This window comes from Bacillus sp. FSL R7-0166 (assembly GCF_038008935.1).
Classification (GTDB): Bacteria; Bacillota; Bacilli; order Bacillales; family Bacillaceae; genus Bacillus; species Bacillus altitudinis.
Genome location: NZ_JBBPAC010000001.1, coordinates 360,215 through 379,574, shown reverse-complemented (window position 1 = coordinate 379,574; position 19,360 = coordinate 360,215). Strand labels below are relative to the sequence as shown.

Annotated in this window: 7 protein-coding genes and 1 riboswitch; all 7 genes read right to left on the bottom strand. The window is 44.0% G+C overall.

Features of this window, described 5'->3' with window-relative positions:
- On the bottom strand, window positions 1-10,716 hold the full coding sequence (locus tag NST01_RS01975; protein WP_341041398.1) for a non-ribosomal peptide synthetase: 10,716 nt from the start codon (window positions 10,714-10,716) through the stop codon (window positions 1-3).
- Between the two features lie 147 nt (window positions 10,717-10,863).
- Window positions 10,864-10,957, bottom strand: a riboswitch (cyclic di-GMP riboswitch).
- 368 nt (window positions 10,958-11,325) lie between these two features.
- On the bottom strand, window positions 11,326-12,129 hold the full coding sequence (locus tag NST01_RS01970; protein ID WP_144740497.1) for an ABC transporter permease: 804 nt from the start codon (window positions 12,127-12,129) through the stop codon (window positions 11,326-11,328).
- A complete protein-coding gene (locus NST01_RS01965) occupies window positions 12,122-12,991 on the bottom strand; it encodes an ABC transporter permease (protein ID WP_008347830.1) in 870 nt (289 codons plus the stop codon). The genes NST01_RS01970 and NST01_RS01965 overlap by 8 nt, the downstream gene beginning before the upstream one ends.
- Window positions 12,991-14,082, bottom strand: coding sequence for an ABC transporter ATP-binding protein (locus NST01_RS01960; protein ID WP_212357432.1), 1,092 nt, complete (start codon window positions 14,080-14,082; stop codon window positions 12,991-12,993). The genes NST01_RS01965 and NST01_RS01960 overlap by 1 nt, the downstream gene beginning before the upstream one ends.
- A gap of 8 nt (window positions 14,083-14,090) precedes the next feature.
- Window positions 14,091-15,176 carry an ABC transporter substrate-binding protein gene (locus NST01_RS01955; protein WP_341041394.1) on the bottom strand — a complete coding sequence of 362 codons (1,086 nt, stop codon included), beginning with the start codon at window positions 15,174-15,176 and terminating at the stop codon, window positions 14,091-14,093.
- Window positions 15,173-17,158 (bottom strand): hydantoinase B/oxoprolinase family protein, encoded by a 1,986-nt coding sequence (locus NST01_RS01950; protein WP_341041392.1) that lies wholly within the window; start codon window positions 17,156-17,158, stop codon window positions 15,173-15,175. Before NST01_RS01950 ends, NST01_RS01955 begins: the two co-directional genes overlap by 4 nt.
- Entirely contained in the window at window positions 17,148-19,217 is a 2,070-nt protein-coding gene (locus tag NST01_RS01945; RefSeq protein ID WP_341041390.1) for a hydantoinase/oxoprolinase family protein, read from the bottom strand. The genes NST01_RS01950 and NST01_RS01945 overlap by 11 nt, the downstream gene beginning before the upstream one ends.
- Window positions 19,218-19,360: the final 143 nt, after the last annotated feature.

Below are 19,360 nucleotides of genomic sequence, written 5' to 3'. Positions count from 1 at the left end.
TTAAAATATATCCATTAGCTTTTCAAGTTCATCCATGGTCAGGTCATCGTCTCCTACATCACTAGGCGTAATTTGCGCTTCATCTTGTGATACACAATGTGAGATGAGTGCCTTCACGTTCTTTTCTAAAAGGTCCTTGAACTGCTCCATCGTTTGCTCTTCGAATTCAAGCTGGTGATATGACATCGTCATATGGAACATGCCCTGTTCTACGAAACCAACAATATCTAATGCATGAGGTTTCTCTGATTCTGGACTTAATGATTGACCTGCCTGCCAAGTGGATCGACTTAGTTCACCCCCGCCAATCTGTTCATCAAACTGACCAAGATAGTTAAAGCTGATATCTGGCGTGACATCAAATGCGATACCGTCCTTCATTTTGTCAGGCGTTAAGTATTTTAAAATGCCATAGCCGATTCCCTTGTTCGGAATGTGTCTGAGCTCTTCTTTCAAAAGCTTGATTTGATAGGAAAGATCCTCCGCATGCGACAAATCAAGCAGCACAGGATACATGCTCGTAAACCAACCGATGGTCCGTGACACATTGATCGCCGGAAGGATGTCTTCCCTTCCATGTCCTTCAAGGTGAATAAAGTGTCTGTCTTCTCCTGTCCACTCTTTCAGGGTCAATCCTAAAGCGGTTAGCAAAATGTCATTGATTTCCGTATGGTACGCCTCATGTACTTCTGTCAGTAGACTGCGTGTTTCTTCCTCAGACAGCGTAAAGCGAATGGTTTTTGTATGCAGCATTCTTTGATCCTCTGTAACATGATTCTTTTGCAGAGGTGCAGTTAAATGCCCAAGTACCTTTTTCCAATAGTCCCTTTCTGCCAGCAGCTCATCTGACACTGCATATTCCGTCAATTTCTGGGCATATGCTTGGAATGAATGTGTTTTTTCAGGAAGTGTCAGCTCCTCCCCACGCTTCGCCTGCTCATAAAGAGCCATGAAGTCTTCAAGGAAAATACGCCATGACACACCATCAATGACAAGGTGATGTACAACGAGCAATAAGTGATCTCCATGATCCGTACGGAAAATCGCAGATTTGACTAATGGTCCCTCTGTTAAAGAAATACTCGCCTGCACTTCATTTGCCAGCTTTTCTACCTGCTGGATTTGCTGTGATCGTTCTCCTTGTACTTCTACCATGTCCACCGCTACATCGTTTTCGTCTACTCCACGATGACGCTGGATGATACGTCCTTCTTCTATCGGATAAACCAATCGCAAAGCATCATGATGGGTCATCATCTGCTCGAGCACTTGCTTGACAAGCGCTTCATCCAAACCATTTGCCGCATGGAGCATAACGGACTGATTCCAATGATGCTGGCTACTGAAGTTCCGTTCAAAGAACCAGCGCTGTATCGGTGTTAAAATAACCTCTCCTTCGACAGCTGACTGATCGGCTGTGAGAAGGTCCGCTTCTTCGATATATGGGCGAAGCTCCGCAATCGTTGGATATTGGAAAAGCAGTTTCATATCGAGCTTCCAACCTTCTTGCGTGAGTCTGCTTGCCATTTGGATGCCTTTAATCGAATCTCCGCCAAGGAAGAAGAAGTGGTCGTGAATACCAACTTGGCTGACGCCAAGCACGTCTTCCCAAATGCCGCAAAGCAGTGCTTCCACTTCATCTCTTGGGGCTTCGTATGCTGTTTGATTCGCTTCCATATCAGGTGCTGGCAGTGCTTTGAGATCCACTTTGCCATTTGCCGTCATCGGCAGTTGGTCTAGCTTGATGATCCATGATGGCACCATATATTCAGGCAAGATGCGCTTTAAGTTTTCTTTCAACGTATCCGTTTCTTTATCTGTGATGACGTAAGCGACAAGAGCGTCTTGATCACTTGCGTCTTTGACCGTTGTCACGACGGCTTCTTGGACTGAATCCAGCGCAAGGAGCTGCGCTTCAATTTCTGATAGCTCAATCCGGAATCCGCGGATGTTCACTTGATGGTCTTTTCTACCGAGGTAGATTAGCTCGCCATCCTCTGTCCATTTCACCAAGTCACCTGTACGGTACATGCGCTCTCCTGGATAAAATGGATCTGGGACAAACCGTTTGTCCGTTTCCTCTGGGAGATTCCAATAGCCTCTTGCCAGTCCTTTCCCTGCAATCACGAGCTCACCCGGTACGCCTTGCGGCGAGAGATCATATAACGAACCCATAATGTAAAAACGAGTATTGGCAATCGCTGTTCCGATAGGAAGCGTGCCTTGATCTGGATCAATGATCCCGCTTGTCGCCACGACCGTATTTTCTGTTGGGCCGTAGTTATTCACGAGTTTGTATGGAACGGGCTTCACCTGTTTCAGCTTGTCCCCGCCTGTCAGTAAGTAACGGAGAGAATGATTGTCCATCGACATAAACTGCTCACATAGCTGTGTTGGCAGGAATGCAATGGTGATGCCTTCGTGATTAAAATACGAATTGAGCTTGATCATATCGAGACGAATCGCTTCATCGATGATATGGAGCTCTGCGCCGGCGATCCACGTCGGGAACATCTCCCAAATGGAGGCATCAAAGCCAAAGCCGGCATATTTGGCGGTTCGGTCTTGTTTCGTCACCTGGAAAGCATCATTGTGCCAAAAAGCAAGATTGACAAGGGACTGGTGCTCGACCATGACACCCTTCGGCTGTCCAGTCGTTCCAGATGTGTAAATCATATAGGCGAGATCCGTTGGTTTGACAGGAACCTGAATCTCGTGTGCTTCTCCTTCTACTGCCTCTTCTATGAAGAGGGTATGACCTGTGAAAGAAGGTGGTGCAGTGAGCTCTTTCTGAATCAGAAGGACCTCTGCCCCGCCATCTTCCAGCATGTAGGCAATGCGCTGCGCTGGATAATCGGCATCAATCGGCACGAATGCCGCACCTGCCTTGAGCACACCGAGAACAGCGGCTGTCATCTCGAGCGATGGACGTGTGAGAATGCCGATGCGGTCTCCCGGTTTTGTGCCGGTGGAAATGAGTCTTGCGGCGACTGTATTCGCTCGGTTGTTCAGTTCTTCATACGTCCAGCTTGACCCGCAGAAGGATGCGGCTTTTTGATCAGGTACTTCTTGTGACCTCGCCTCAATCAATGCATGAACCGTTTGATCTGTCGGGACATTTAGGATAGGTCCTGACCATTCATCAAGCAGTTTTTGCTGCTGCGCTGGTGATAATAATTGCATCTGATCTAATAATTGATCTGGTGCTGACACCATTTGTTCGATCAAGTAAAGGAAATACTCCTTCCACTTCTCAATCGACGACCGTTCAAAGATAGAAGAATTATAATCAAACACAAGCTCGATTTGATCGTCAGATTCGTTTCCAGTTAAGGTTAAGTCAAATTTCGCTATGTTCTCATTGAACGGCTGGGGAATGATATCAAGTCCATCCATCGACAGGTCACGAATATCTGCATTTTCCATCGAGAACACCACATCAAAGATTGGATGGCGGCTTGTGTCGCGAACCGTTTGCACTTGGTCCACCAATTCTTCAAATGGGTAAAGTTGATGTTCATTTGCCGCTAACACAAGCTCATGAACTGTTGACGCAAATTGAGAAAATGTCTGGTGTCCTTCTGGTTTTGTTCTGAGTGCCAGCGTATTCACAAACATGCCGATGACTGATTGAATATCAGGATGGGTTCTGCCCACCACTGGAGAACCGATCATGATGTCTTCTTGTCTCGAAAGTTTGCTTAAAAGCGTACTGTAGCAAGCAAGCAGTACTGTATACGTTGTACTGTTGAGTGATCTAACCAGCTCATCCAATTGCGATTTAAGCGCACCGTCTATAGCGAATTCGACGCGGCCCCCTTCAAACGTCTGAACCTTTGGTCTCGGAAGATCCTCAGGCAGTGCCAAAACAGGCAGTTCTCCTTGTAATTGTTCCAACCAAAACGCCGCTTCAGCCTCTTTTTTCACAAGAGATTCTTCACTGTTTGACCAAACCGCATAGTCCTTATATTGAATAGGCAATTCATCAAGTTGGTCTCCTCGATACAAGATCGATAGCTCATCAATTAAAATACCGACAGACGCACCATCTGAAATGATGTGGTGCATATCAATCAACAGATAATGAACACTCTCCGATTCAGACACAAGTCCCACTCTAAGCAGCGGCGCTTTTTCTACATCAAATGGACGAATAAAATCATTCATTAATTGATGAATGTCTCGGCCTTCCCCTTCGATGTTTTCAATGTTCACAGAAACATTCGTTTCAATTCGCTGAACAGGTTCACCCTGAACGAAGTCAAAGCTCGTACGGAATGCTTCATGACGATGAACAAGCTGGTCAATGGCTTTTTTAAATCGTTTTTCATCAAATACACCTTCAAGCTTTAAAGCAGCTGGCATATGATAGCTCTGCTCGGCATCTGTCATTTTTTGCAGAACAAACAATCTTTTCTGAGCAGATGTCACAGGATAAACAGCTGCTTCTTCCGCTTTCTCCACTCGCCTGATTTCAGTTCGATCTGTTTGATCCACCGCAAGGGCAAACGCCTCTAAAGTGGGTGATTCAAATAATGTTTTCAACGTACATTCCACATGCATCTCTTCATAGAGCCTGTTCAGCATTTTCATGCCGCGCAGTGAATGACCACCGCATTCAAAGAAATGATCACGTCTGCCGATTTTCGGAACTTCAAGAACTTCCTCCCAAATGTGTGCCAATATACGCTCTGTATCTGATTGAGGAGGGACGTATTCATTTGCCGCCTGCTCACTTACATCAGGTACCGGTAATGCCCGTCTGTCTACCTTGCCATTCCCCGTTAGTGGCAATTCGTCTAATTGCATGAAGAAAGCTGGCATCATATAAACAGGGAGTTCTCGTCCTGCTTGCTCACGTAAATCCGACAGTAGAACAGCACCTTCTGCTGTGAAATATGCACACAATGTATCATTTGATATCGCAATGACAACGGCTTCCTTCACTTGCGGATGCTGCAATAGCTGGTGTTCAATTTCGCCAAGCTCTATACGCTGACCTCGAATCTTGACTTGATGATCGATTCGCCCAATAAATTCAATATCTCCATTTGACAGCCATCGTGCGAGATCGCCCGTTTTGTACATGACTTCACCAGATCGGAAAGGATTTTCAACAAACTTTTCGCTCGTTAATTCTGGCTGGCGATAATACCCCTTGACCAGTCCGTCACCTGCGACACAAAGCTCTCCAGCTACTCCCGGCGGCTGCACATGTCCAAACTCATCGACAATATAAACAGCCGTTTGACTCACCGGCTTTCCGATCGGAATTGACAGTGCTTGTTCTTCAATGTGATTCACCGGATAATACGTTGTGAAAATCGTGCTTTCAGAAGGTCCATACATATGAATGAGTTTGTCTTCTCCAACCGTTTCAAGCGCTGCCACAACATGCGGCACAGAAGCACGTTCCCCGCCAAACAGCACTTTTCTGACGTTTTTCAGGCTGCCTTTTTTCATATCAATCAGTAAGTGAAATAGAGCGGTCGTGATCATTAAAATACTGACTTTTTCCTTCTCAATCGCGCCAGAAAGCTCATTCATATTTAAAATGTGATCCTTTGGCAAAACAATGAGTTTCGCTCCGTTCAATAAAGCGCCAAACACATCAAACATAAATGCATCAAATACATAGTTTGAAAGGCTCATCACCGTGTCTTCATGATGAATGGTGAGATAATTCGACTGCTTCACTGTTCTCAAAATGTTCCGGTGCGTCACCATGTTCCCTTTAGGTTTGCCTGTCGTACCAGATGTGTAGGTCAAATTCGCCAAGTCCAAAGGCGAAACACATACAACTGGATTGCTCTCTGACTGCTGATCAACGGCTTGATCTTCTGTTTCTATAATTTTCCCTTCAAACGCAGTAAGCACAGAGCGATGACGCAGCACCTGATGGGTCAGGACAAACTGTGCACCACTATCTGTCAAAAAGTGCTTGATGCGCTCATCAGGGAAGTCAGGATCGATTGGCACATATACACCGCCAGCCTTTAGCACAGCTAAAACCGACAACACCATCTCATTGGAACGTTCAAAGAATAAAGCCGCTTTCATCCCTTTTTCAAAACCATGTTCGTGTAAATAATGAGCCAGCTGGTTCACTCTGCGATTCAGCTCTTGATAAAAAAGAACCTCATCTTTATATTGCAAAGCAGGCTGATGACCATGCTGCTGTACTTGTGATTCAAATTGCGTCACAATGGTTTCTTCCAAAGGATAAGGCGTAGGTAACGGGTTCCACATCTTCAATTGAGCCTCTGCCTCTTGTTCAGACAGTAAGCGGTATGATTGAATCGCTTGCTCCGGCACTTCGACCATCTGCTCCAGAAGATAAACATAATGCTTGAGCAGCTGCTCGGCTGTACTTCGTTTAAATAACGCCGTACTATAATCGAGGACGAAGGAAAGACCATGACTTGACTCCATCGCTTGAAGTGTGAGATCAAACTTTGCAATATGGAAATTGGTTTCCTCAACTTCGACTTTCATCTCTCCAATATGCTGGGCTGTTGAATGATCTGGCGTTAGAGTAAAGACCGTATCAAATAATGGATGGCGGCTAAAATCTCTTTGCACATTTAGCTTTTCAAGCAGCCGCTCGAATGGATATTGCTGATGCTCAAACGCCCTCATCGTCTTTTCCTTTACTTGCTCAATCAACTGCGTCATTGAACCGTTCGGATCTACCTCTGAACGTAAAGCAAGTGTTTGGACAAACATGCCGATCATGTCATTCAAATCTGCATGCACCCGTCCTGCTGTCGGTGTCCCCACAACAAACTCCTTTTGACCTGTGTATTTCGCAAGCAATGTATAGTAAGCAGAAAGCAACACGGTATACAGCGTCGTATGATGATTCGCTGCAAGCTCCTGCAAACGGCCTGTTAACGTCTCATCTATGTTTCTGAGAACGCGGTCTCCAGTGAAAGACTGGACAGCCGGACGCTGATAATCCGTTAGCAGCTGCAAAGCAGGGATATCTCCTGAAAATTCTTTCAGCCAGAATGCTTCATCTATTTGACCGCCTTGCTCTGCCTGTTGTTCTTGCCAAACAGCATAATCTTGATATTGAAGCTTCAATGGCGCTTTCACTAATCCCTCATATGCGTCAGACAACTCACGCAGCATCAAATCAATTGAAAGACCATCTGAAATCAGATGATGCATATCGAAATAGAGAAGATGCTCCTGGTCATGTAAAGACTGTAGCCCAACACGCAAAAGGGGAGCCTGCTCAAGATAAAAAGGTCGGACGAATTGACGCATGTTTTCTTCCATCGTACTGCCTGTCAGCTGTTCTATTTGAAATGGAACGGATGAAGCTACCCGCTGACGAGGGACTCCTTTGACTGTATGAAAAGAAGTGCGCAGCATATCATGACGTGCGATCAGTTTTTCAAAAGCTCCCTCCAACTTCTCTCGTTGCAGCGTTCCTCTTAATTTCACAACGGCAGGCATATGATAGGCGATGCTCTGCTCCAGCTGAGTCACCATATAAACACGCTGCTGCGCTGGTGACAGTGGATAATCGGCGGCAGTCGGTGCTTTCGGTATGACCACTTGTGAAGACTTTTCCGCTTGTTCAATATAAACAGCAAGTGCTGCAATTGTTTGCTGTTCAAATAAAACAGATAAAGGGACCTCCACTTGAAAAGCCCGCTGAACGAGTGTAAGAACTTTCATCGCTTTGAGTGAATGCCCGCCTAGGTCAAAGAATGAGTCGTACACACCTATGCTCTCTTGATGAAGAACGTCTTCCCACAAACGAACAAGCTTCGTTTCTACATCGTTTCTAGGCGCTACATAAACAGCACTGACAGCCTTATCCCCTTTTAATGCAGCAAGCGCACGCCGGTCGACTTTCCCGCTCACTGTCAGTGGAAATGCCTCAAGCTGCTTGAAATAAAGCGGCATCATATAAGCTGGCAGCTGATGTTTGATAGCGGCTTGCAGGGTGTCCACGGAAAGAAATTCTTGTCGTGCTTGATAGTAAGCACTTAAAGCCTTTCCACCGTCCGGTTCATCCACGACAAGGACGACAGCCTGATCGACTCCGTCTACCCGCTCCATGACCGCCTCAATTTCACCTGTTTCGATGCGGTAACCTCTTATTTTTACTTGGTCATCTATTCTTCCAAGGTAATCAATTGTGCCATCTGGAAGCCATCTCACTACATCACCTGTGCGATACATCCGGTCTTCAGGGAAAAATGGATCTGGTCTGAATGCCTTCTCCGTTAATTCAGGCTGATTCACATAGCCCCGTCCAACTCCTATTCCCGCAATGCATAGTTCTCCCACAGCTCCCTGCACCTGTAGTTGTTCATGTTCATTTAAAATATAAATCCGGTGATGGCCCAGTGGCTTTCCAATTGACACATAGCGCTGTTCTGGTGACTTCTGCAGCTCACTGAGATCTAGACGGTGAACCGCCGCATCCACACACGTTTCTGTCGGACCATACACATTCCACAAGGCAAAATCCGGCTGGCTGACACGCACAGCTTCAATTAGCGCCTGCGCTGCTTTCGCAGGGAGTGCTTCTCCCCCAATCAGCATGTGAGTCAGTGCAAGCCCATCCAAATCAGCTGCAAGTAAAAGCTGCACATGTGCTGGCGTTCCATCTGTTGCTTTGATTTGATGTTCATTGTAATAAGCCGCTAGCTGTACACCGTTTCGTGTCGTTTCTCTTGGCACAATATGAAGCGTATGTCCAAATAAAAGAGCAGCAAAGATTTGTTTAACAGATGCATCGAAATGGAATGGTGCAAGAAGCGCCACTTGAAGCTGATTTGCCCCCTCATACACTTCGTGATGCAGGGCATGAACCAAATGATGCAGCTGAAGATGCTCGATCATTACTCCCTTCGGCTTTCCAGTCGTACCCGATGTATAAATGAGATAAGCCAAATCCTGTGATGTCGTCTGATCGATCAGCTCAGGCAGCGGACGATCTTCTAATTCCATATGCTGCTGGACAATCATTTTTTCCGCAATGGATGAATATCGCTGAACAAACGATTCTTCTGTTAAAACGATAGAAGCACCAGAATCTTCTACAATAAATTGAATGCGTTCCTCAGGTAATGCCGGATCGATCGGTACATATGCACCGCCAGCTTTTAATATCCCAAAAATGGCAGCCATCGCATCTGCCGTCCGTTCCATTAAAACGGCAACTGGTACATCACGCGAGACACCTTTCATCTGTAAAAATCGTGCCAGTTTGTCCGCTTTTTGATACAGCTCTCCATAAGTGAACGTTCCATTTTCCGCTACCACAGCTGCCCGTTCTGAATACGTTTTAGCTACCTCATCAAATAAGTGGTGAACTGGTTTCGCTCCTGGCAAATCAAATGCTTCTCCCTTAGATAATTGAAGCAGCTGCTTTTGTTCATCTGCTGGCAGTAAAGAGAGAGCCCCAATCAGCTGATCTGGCTGAGAGACTGCCTCCTCCAGCAAAATGATCAATCGATCAAACAGCATACTCATATCGTCTTCACTAAATAGATCTGTACGGTAATCCAAATCAATGGTCAATGTATCTGTATCCCAGCGGTCCTTCACATGAATCGATATATCATTCATCCCGCTTCCACTAAAAATCGGCTCCGTAATGAACGAAAGATTCTCTTTTCTCTGCCACTGCATGACCTGATACTCTAAAGAAATATCAAACAGGCGTCCTGTAAATCCATCTCTTTCCCTTAAATCATTCATGAGCACATTGTAAGGATATTTTTGATGACGCAAGATCTTCATCTGATCCGCCATGACTTGCTTCACGAAATCAAGAAACGTGAGGGATCCTTGCACAGATGCGCGCATCGGAATGGTCGACACAAACATCCCAATCATCTTTTTTTCCTTTGCATTTGTCCGATTGCCCATAAAAGTTCCAAGGACCACATCCTCCATGCCGCTAAATCGGTGCAAGTAAATATAGACAGCGGACATAAACATAGAAAGCATACTGACTTTCTCTTCTTCACAAAAAACTCGAAGCTTCTCCTTTAAAGAATCAGGAATATCCCCTGAAAATCTCTCCGCATGTAAGCTCATCTCGTAACCTTTATGCGGTGTTAAAGAAGCGAAATCTGGAATATTGGCAAATTGCTCGTTCCAAAAAGCTTGGTCTTTCTGAAAACGTTTAGAAGATTCATACGTTTGCTCACTCATGATGTGATCAACGAAGGAAATGTCTTCAATTGGGGAGATGTCTGTCCCCTGCAGCATGTCATGGTATAGATCAATGATTCGGTTTCCCATCAAGATAATTGAAATACCATCAGCCACAATATGATGTGCTTTACAGAACAGCCAGCACTCTTGATCACTGATTTGAAAGACCGTAAATTCAATTAAGGAACGATCAATCAGTTCCATCGGCTCACGAATCTCCTCGTTCGCCCACGCCCTGACTTCCTTTTCACTCCAGCCTTTCACCAAACGAATCGGCTGTTTTTCATATGGCTTGATATATTGAACGGGCTCCTCCTGCTCATGTTGATACACTAGCCTTAAACGAAGAGAATCAGTTTCACGAATGTACGCTTGAAGCACATCCACGATCAAAGAAGGATTTAGACCTGATACCGATCTTAACTTGGCAAACCCACCCAAATTAGAAATACTTGTGCCTGGATAAAATCTTTCCGTGTAGAATACTCGCTTTTGCGCATGTGTTAAGGGGTAATAAACTGTACTCATTCTCATCCTCCGCTCTTCTATGTTTTCTCCACCAACTGTGATACCCTGCACCCTCTATATCAAAAGAACCAAGTCTATTTCATTAAAATAGACGGAATAACAGAAAAGGAGCCCACCCCGAATAAAACGGAGGGACTCCCATTTTGATTCGGTAACCTGCCGACCATAGCAAAAAAGGAAACTTTTACCTTAGGACATGGCTTTGCGTCTCTATGTTTCCATAGATTTGCCTTTTTCTTCTTTTCTTTTAGATATTTTCTATTTACGTCCACTTTATATGAAATTATTGTTTTTTTCACCGAAAAATGGGTGTAAAGATTCATGCGTTATGCCGAAGGGATCACATCATAATTTACGATATTTACCGAAAATAACTAATAATAGTTGCGTTCCACCGAAAATAAATGACCAATTACCGCAAAAATTTCATGTTTTTCCTTAAATTTTGCAAATATGACCGAAAATGTAGGATAGAGGTCTCCTATCACGCCTCGCATTTTCTTAAACCTTAAGAACTACATTCCATAAAACTTTGAATATTTTTACCATAAAAAACAATACAAAAAGAGCTGTCATTTCAAATGACAGCTCCTTGTTTCTTCATTATATTTACATCACCTTAGACAGACCAATCGTTTTCTCAATAATGAGCAACGCAATGATAGAAATGATAATAAATATGACAGATATCGCATTGACACTCGGATCAAAAGTTTGCTCAATGTAATTAAACGTCCTCACGGGAATCGTAATGGTTTGAGGTGAAGAAACGAACAAACTAATCGAGATTTCACCAAATGATGTCACAGCAGAAAACACCCCACCTGCGATAATGCCAGGCTTGATCAAGGGCAGTGTCACACGAAAGAAAGTACGTATGGGCCCTGCACCAAGATTCATGGAAGCTAGCTCAAGACGTGGATTAAGATTTGAAACACTGACACCCACGGTTCGTACCACATAAGGAAAACCAATGATGACATGCCCAATGACTAATGCCCACAAAGACCCTGTAAAACCCATAGCCGTAAACAAATACAGCATCGCAATCCCTAATACCACCTGAGGAATCATAAGAGGTGACAAAATAAAGGCTTGAACAGCTTCCTTTCCCTTAAAGGAAAGCCTTGCTAAAGCATAAGAAGCCATCGTTCCTAAAAGAACAGTAAGAGGCGTCACAATCAATAACAGAATTACGCTGATACGCAAAGATTCCATCCATTCTGGATTCGACACGACCTCATGAAACCAGCGAACGGAAAACGAAGTCGGCGGGAATTCAGGAAAGGCATTCGGACTAAAAGCAGAAAGAACAATGACAAGAACAGGTACGGTTAAAAAGAGATAAACGAGTGAGCCTGCGGTCCATATCAGAACCGAAAGCAAACGGTCACTTATTGATTTTTTACGCATGCATCCTCGCCTCCCAACGCTTCAATAGATAGCTTAATAGACTGACGACCGCTAGCACACAAATCAATAAAGTAAAGGACATCGCAGCGGCAAGAGGCAAATTATACACCTGCATGACCTGCTGATAAATGGACAGTGGCAAGAGCGGCTGCATCCGTCCGCCGACTAGCAGAGGGGTAATATAGCTTCCTGCTGCAAGTGAGAAGACAATAATTGCTCCGGTGATCATGCCTGGAATCGTAAGCGGCAAGGTCACATGAAAAAATGTCCGAATACGACCAGCACCAAGACTCATAGAAGCCGGTCTTAAGTGACGGTCCATATCCGTTAAGCTCGTTGCAATAGGCAGCACTGCAAAAGGCAGCATCACTTGAACATAAGCAATAATGACCGCATTCATATTCCACAGCATCGATAGCGGTTTCTCAATCAGATGTAAATCGATCAGCATGCCATTGATCAAACCATTTTGCGAAAGAAGAACGATCCAGGCAAATGTCCGAATGACGACACTCGTCAAAAGCGGCGATACAAGTAAGATATAGAAAAAAGCCCGCAATCTTGGATGAGGTGCTTTCACTAGCACATAAGCTGCAGGATATGCCATCAATAAACAAATCACCGTTGTCTGTAAGGCCACCCACACAGTACTTCCAATTGCTTTCACATATGCATCTGTCGTAAATACATGTAAATATTGAGACAAACTATAGGATTGTAACGTATTCATCATCGAATCCACATCACGAAAACTGAGGACAAACATCATCACAAGCGGAGCAAGAAGGAATACAACTAGAAACAAACAAGCTGGCAGCAGCATAAACCAATGAAAGCGCTGATTCTTTTTTTTGATTCTCATCACGCATGCACCTTCGAATCTAAAAACACAATATCTTCAGGCTGCCAATGAATATGCACAGTTTCTCCAACTTGAGGCAGCTCGGGAAATGCTGCGTCTGATGCATGGACAATGATTTCACCTTGATTAAGCCCAACGACCAAACGTAAAGAGTGCCCAATATAACTGACATCTGCCAACACGCCTGTGACATGATTTGGCTGAACTTCCTCCCCGACAGAAGATAACTTGATTCTCTCAGGACGCAGCATGAGTAAATGCTTCTCGCTCTTCTCTTTAAATGCGGCAGCTTTTAGCTGAACTTGCTTCCCGTTTGATTGAATGAAATGTGGAACAGTGTATGTGGAAGTAACTTCATCATACTCCGCTTCAAATAGATTGACCTGTCCGATAAATTCAGCAACAAAACGATTATTTGGCTGACGATATACTTCTAAAGGTGTCCCAATCTGCTGAATTTTCCCCTCACCTAATATCCCAATTCGGTCGGAAAGACTTAAGGCTTCCTCCTGATCATGCGTTACAAGAATAGTTGTAATTCCGACATTCCGTTGAATATTTCGCAGCTCCGTCTGCATATTTTTTCTTAGCTTTGCATCTAGATTACTGAGTGGTTCATCCAGAAGGAGAACAGCCGGCTGGATAGCAAGTGCCCGTGCAATTGCGACCCGTTGCTGCTGACCACCACTTAATTGGTGCGGCATACGTTTGGCAAATGACTCTAATTGCACAAGAGACAAGCTCTCCATCACCTTTTGCTTGATTTCAGCCTTCTTTTTCTTTTGAACCTTCAACCCATATGCAACATTATCAAATACGGTGAGATGTGGGAAAAGTGCATAGCTTTGAAAGACCATCCCCGTTTTCCTTTGATAAGGAGGTAAAGTCGTCACATCCTGATCACCAATATAGACGACTCCTTTTGTCGGTTCTAAAAAACCGCCAATGATATTGAGTAAAGTTGATTTTCCGCAGCCACTAGGGCCAAGAAGGGAGAAAAATTCTCCCTCTTTTACCGTAAGACTGACATCATCAAGAGCAATCTGCTCGCCGAAATGCTGGCTGATATGTTCTAAATTGATTCCACTCATGCGATCACCTATTTTCCTCCGCCTAATACTTCATTCCATCGATTCGTCCATTGACCGAGCTCTGAAGTCGCTGTTTCGTAATCTACCCAAGTCAGCTTGCTATAATAATTTTCGCCAACCTTCACTTTCCCCTTAATTTTGTCTCCGTATTTCACATCAGAATTCGACATGCCATAGTAAGATTTTTCTGAGAAGGCTTCTTGAGCTTCTTTCCCGCTAAGGTAGTTTAATAGCTTATAAGCCGCTTCCTCATGCTGACTTCCCTTTGTTAACGCCCAGCTCGCAACTGCTGCCACAGCGCCTTCTTTCGGATATGAGAATCCAATATCCATCCCTTCTTCTTCAAGTGCAAATGCTCGGCCATCCCAATATGGAACTGCCGTCACGTCACCACGTTCTAACAGCGTTTGAATAGACCCTGGGTTATCAGGAAAAGCAGCTACACGCCCTTTTAATTGTGCGAGGCTTTTAAATGCTTTATCAATATCCTTAGGATTTGATTCTGTCCCTCCTTGAGCATGGACAAGTGCAGAGAAAAATTGTAAGCCCGCTGAATAAGTTGGGGAAGAAATCGCCACTTTCCCTTTCAGCTGATCGCTCCATAAATCTGTCCAGCTGTTTGGCTCCTGTTTGACAAGATCTTTTCTATAAGCAATTCCAAGCTGTCCCATACTAAAGCCTGCTGCATATTGTTTTCCATCAACAGTGAGTTTCTTTTGAACAGAACGATAAAGCTTTTTCACATTCGGTGCTTGATCTTCATCAATAGGCGCAAGAACGTTTGCCGCAATACCTCTTTGAATCGTATCAGGCTGTAAAATAAGCAAGTCATACGGTGGATTTTTACCATTAGATGCTTTTAATTTTGTAAACCATTCAGAATCTGCCCCAGAGACCGTTTGTACTTTAATGCCTGTATCCTTTTCAAACTTTTCGAGGATTGGCTTAATATTCTTTTCCCAATCCCCTCCGTAGACACCAACGATCACAGTCTGCTGCTGTTTACTTTGGTCCTGCCCATTTCCACCGCATGCAGACAGCAGTAACATGACGAATAGGACACCTGCAAATATGGCGATTACTCTTCTTTTCATGATTCATTTCCCCCTTTTTGTTGATTCAACTGACGAAGTGCTTGAATAATATCCACCTTTGTTAACGGTTCCTGTCTATGACCAAAATGAGAATGAACCGCATGTTTATAGTGCGTACGCTCATTTGCTGGGTATGAACGAAGCTGCACAGCAAGCTCACTGCTGGCTTCGTCCGTCCACACTTTCTCATAAGCTGCTCTTTGTTTTCCAAAATCCCAAGCGACAGCATCAGCATCATTCATCTTTTCACGAAGCCTGCTCGTCTGCTCGTCATCAATTTTCCACTCATTATGATCTCGATAGACTTTGATGCCATATTGCTGAAGTGCTCTTTCTTCACTTAATAGCCCTGCTTCCACTTCATGAAGGACTTTTTCTTTCGTTCTAGAAAATGGATTCCCCCATCCTCCCCCACTTGGTGAAACCAATTGAACAATATCGCCTTTTTCAAGACGCATGACATCAATTTTCGGCTGGTTTTTTGTCTCCCCATTTGGTTTGGTCAATTTCACCTCACCAACTGCTCCTGCACGTCCGCCCATTAACCCCCAAGGTTGAAACTTCATTCGTTCCATTCCTCGTGCCGTCACCATCGATTCTGGCTTGATCATTTCAAATTCCAAGCCAATCGCATGTCCCCCTCTATGTTCCCCTGCTCCACCTGTGTTCGGCAACAGTTCATATCGGTGTACATGAATATCAATATGCTGTTCCAAGCTCTCAATGGGTGTATTTTTTAAAAATCCTGACGAATGATCAATTCCATCTACTCCATCAGTCCCTTTTTGAGCACCGCCGCCTCCGCCTAACGGTTCGACCACAGACATTTTTCTGCCTCCTGTTTGATCATCAGGAACAGAGAGAACGACGATAGCGGATTGACCTGCACCTGCCGCCGGCACTGCTTCAGGCAACAGCTTACCAATAGCACCTAGCACGACATTATACAGTCTCATTGTAATGGAATGCCGAATACCGACAGAAGCCGGATATTCTGGATGGACAAGCGTTCCTTTAGGTGAAATCACGTCTATCGGATACGTAATCCCACCATTAATCGGAATAAAAGGATCTTTACTAATAATGTAATTGATCAATCCTTGATATAAGAAGGAGTGCTTTTGACCATTGGTGACAAGATTAAAAGCTGTCTTAACTTGCGGGTCACACTCAGAGAAGTCCAGTGTCAGCTGTTTCCCTTTGATCGTCAGCTTGATCTTTAATCGGATCGGCACATCCGAAATCATATCATCATCCAAATAATCAGCGAATTCACTCGTTCCATCAGGAATGGCTTCAATTACTTTTCCGGCGCGATCCTCTGCTTGCTTCAGCAGATCAATCATTCCTTGCTTCACTTCGTTTTTTCCAAATTTCTCGATCATTTCTTTTAGTCTGATTTCTGCTGTATTAACAGCGGCAATCATCGCATTAATATCGCCATCATTTAAATGACTCGCCCGGCTATTAGCTCTTAAAAAGGTACGAACAACCTGATTCTCTTTTCCACCTTCATAGATTTTCACTGGTGGAATTCTTAATCCTTCCTGATGAACATCTGTTGCAGTTGGAGAAATGCTTGAAGGGACAAGACCTCCCACATCACTTACATGAACAAAAGACCAGGCATAACTGACAATTTCATCTTCTATAAAAATAGGTTTGATGATATGAACATCTGGCAAATGAGTCGCTAAACCGTCTGTCGTATAAGGATCATTTGTGATGATAATGTCACCCGGCTGCATCGGTCCGCTTTCTTCAATCGCTTTTTTGAGACTCAGCCCTAAAAAGATCGTGACACCGACTGTTTTTGGGTAAACAAAGAAATCTCCAGAAGGCGTGGCTAATGCTGTGGCAAAATCCGCCGATTCTTTTACGAATGTTGTAAAGGATGTCCGCTCAATGACATGTCCCATGCCTGATGCAATCGCATTAAAATAACTCCTCATCATCTCAAGCTTTGCTGGATCAGTTCCCATGTAAAGCCGCCTCCCTTGAAATCACCAAGTTTCCTGAATGGTCTATGCTGCCTGCCCAGTTTGGCAAAATCAATGTTGTCGTATCATCTTGCTCAATGATGGCAGGTCCTTTCACAACAGCACCTAATGACAAAGTACTCCGATTGTAAACAGATGCTTCGTACTCTTTTTCTTCTATAAAGATTCGTCTGTATGATTGTGGTATCAAAGGCTGTCCGCTGCTTTCATCACCAAGAGAGAAAGGCAGTGGAGGCGTTTCACCTATAACCCGAACTCGCAAATGAGTAAATTCAATGTTCGCCTGATCATCTCTATGGCCATATTGACGCTCATGCAGGTTGTGGAAAGCTTCAATCAGGTGATAGACGTCTTGTTCCTGCTTTAGCCAATCCACCGATAATGGCAATTCAATCTCAAATGCCTGTCCTTGATAGCGGGCATCTGCTAATAACAAAATGGACGTTTGTTTGATATGTTGAATGTTTTGCTGGCTGAACCAATCCGTTGCTTTGCGTGAAAGCATTTCATAATCTTGTTTTAATTCGTCCATCGTATAGTCTTGTAAGCAGATTTTCTTAGACAACACAGCATCATGGATAAAATCGGCTGTAAGTGCACCTAGCGCACATAATGTTCCTGGACTTGGAGGGACGACCACATTTTTTGCATGAATTTCTCTCGCAAGGAAATTCGCAACAACAGGCCCTGCCCCACCAAATGCCAACAAACTAAAATCTCTAGGATCAAACCCTTGCTGCTCCATGACATTGCTTAGTTCTGTGTACATATTGGCAACAGCCACTTGAATCAACTGGTCAGCCGCCTGTTCGGCCGTTTTATGAAGCTGATCAGCAATTGGCTGAAAGGCTATTTCCGCTGCAGACCGCTGCAATTGTAAATGTCCTCCGGCAAAACGTTCTTGATTGAGGTAACCGCATATGAGAAATGCATCGGTTAAAGCAGCTTTTTTTCCCCTTCCATACGAAGCAGGTCCAGGCTGCGAGCCAACTGATTCCGGTCCTGCTTTAAGAAGCCCGCCTTGATCAAGCCATGCAACAGAACCTCCGCCAGCCCCTATCGAATACATTGCAACAGATGGAAGAATGATCGGAAATCCTGAAAGCTGATTCGATTGAGCCATTGTAGGCTGCCCATTTTGAATGATCGAGATATCTGCACTTGTGCCACCAACATCAAACGTAATTAAATTGGGTTCATTTGCAGAGGTTGCAATTCTTGCCGCACCAATTACACCAGCTGCCGGGCCAGAAAAAAGTGTTTTAACGGGTGAAGTGGCTGCACTTTCTGCATCCATTAAACCACCATTTGATTGGGTAATGTATGGAGAAATTGGTACACCTTCTTCTTTCAAACGGCTTTTCAATGTTTGTAAATATTGTTTCACCTTTGGTTGAATGTACAAATTGACAACAGACATCACTGTCCGCTCATATTCCCTCATTTGTGGCCATAATTCTGATGATGTCAGGACTTCTAGCTGTGGGTAATGATGATGAATATAGGCTTTTGCCTGTAATTCATGAACTGGATTTTGATAACTATGTAAAAAAGAAATGACAATGCCTGCTAGTTTTTTAGACATGACCTGCTGGACAGCATCATCTAATTGCTGCAGTTGGAGAGGTTTTTTGATCGAACCATCGTGTATGAGCCTTTCAGAGATTGGATATACATGTTTTCGTGGTATCAATGGTTCTGGCAATTGAGAATTGAAGTCATAAGGAATGGGTAGACGTAAACGCTGTAATGACAAAATGTCTTGAAAACCTTCCGTTACAAAAAGGGCTAAATCTGCTCCCTTTCTCTGCAATAATGTATTAAGACCGATTGTCATGCCGTGTACAAGATATTGGATTTTGGATAAATCGACACCTCTTTCTTTTAGAAGTTTTAGCCCATTGATAATTCCTTGAGCTGGGTCATCTGTCACTGTAGGTGTCTTGAGTTCAGTCAGCTCCCCTGTCGCTTCATTCATCAGCGATAAATCAGTAAATGTTCCACCTATGTCTATTCCGAGCCGATAAGAGACATCCTCCATTTGTACTTCCCTCCTGCAATGTAATTGGAATCATATTTTGATAAATTACGACATTTTTTGATATTTGACTCCATATTATTAAAGCATATCGGTCTAGTCAATTTTATTTTTTTGAAATTTCTGTGTGTTAAAATCTTGAAATT

Bases quoted from the DNA above. Each gene is read 5' to 3' on its own strand.
- NST01_RS01975 (WP_341041398.1), bottom strand. From the start codon at position 10,716: ATGAGTACAGTTTATTACCCCTTAACACATGCGCAAAAGCGAGTATTC.
- NST01_RS01970 (WP_144740497.1), bottom strand. From the start codon at position 12,129: ATGCGTAAAAAATCAATAAGTGACCGTTTGCTTTCGGTTCTGATATGG.
- NST01_RS01965 (WP_008347830.1), bottom strand. From the start codon at position 12,991: ATGAGAATCAAAAAAAAGAATCAGCGCTTTCATTGGTTTATGCTGCTG.
- NST01_RS01960 (WP_212357432.1), bottom strand. From the start codon at position 14,082: ATGAGTGGAATCAATTTAGAACATATCAGCCAGCATTTCGGCGAGCAG.
- NST01_RS01955 (WP_341041394.1), bottom strand. From the start codon at position 15,176: ATGAAAAGAAGAGTAATCGCCATATTTGCAGGTGTCCTATTCGTCATG.
- NST01_RS01950 (WP_341041392.1), bottom strand. From the start codon at position 17,158: ATGGGAACTGATCCAGCAAAGCTTGAGATGATGAGGAGTTATTTTAAT.
- NST01_RS01945 (WP_341041390.1), bottom strand. From the start codon at position 19,217: ATGGAGGATGTCTCTTATCGGCTCGGAATAGACATAGGTGGAACATTT.